The organism is Bowmanella yangjiangensis, from assembly GCF_017255015.1.
Taxonomy (GTDB): domain Bacteria; phylum Pseudomonadota; class Gammaproteobacteria; order Enterobacterales; family Alteromonadaceae; genus Bowmanella; species Bowmanella yangjiangensis.
Map to the genome: position 1 here is coordinate 1 of NZ_JAFKCS010000615.1, position 431 is coordinate 431.

The following is a 431-nucleotide window of genomic DNA, read 5'->3' on the forward strand; positions in this document are numbered from 1 at the left end:
TGCTCGAGCGTTCCGCCGATCTGCCGGCGCTGGATGAGCTGGGCGAGTGAGCCGCGTTCGGCGCTGATCCAGGCCGCCGCACCGTTGCACCCGCGCTGCCCGGGCGTTCACGCGGCGCCTTTCTCCGCGGCTGCGCGCAGTGCCGCCGGCGAGCTGGCCAGATAGTCCAGCGCGGCCTGCAGGTCGCCCTCGATGCGCGGGTGAAAGCGCGGATCGAAGTAGCGCAGCACGGAACGTCCGACGCTGGCGGTGCTCGGCAGCAGGCCGCGCTTGCCCAGGTCGTGCCACATGCGCAGGAATCCCGGGCGATAACGCGTGGCCGGGTCCTGGCGCATCATCACCTTCATCGCATCGCTGAACAGGTAGAGCAGCGCCGGAGAGGCGATCAGCATGAACAGCCAGCGCATCGCCAGGCTGCCGCCCAGGTGGAC

At 70.3% G+C, this 431-nt stretch carries 1 protein-coding gene; it reads right to left on the reverse strand.

From position 1 onward, the window contains the following. Positions 1 to 107: 107 nt before the first annotated feature. The coding region (locus J0A65_RS25935; protein WP_206597073.1) for a metal-dependent hydrolase at positions 108 to 431 on the reverse strand (324 nt) is incomplete at its 5' end.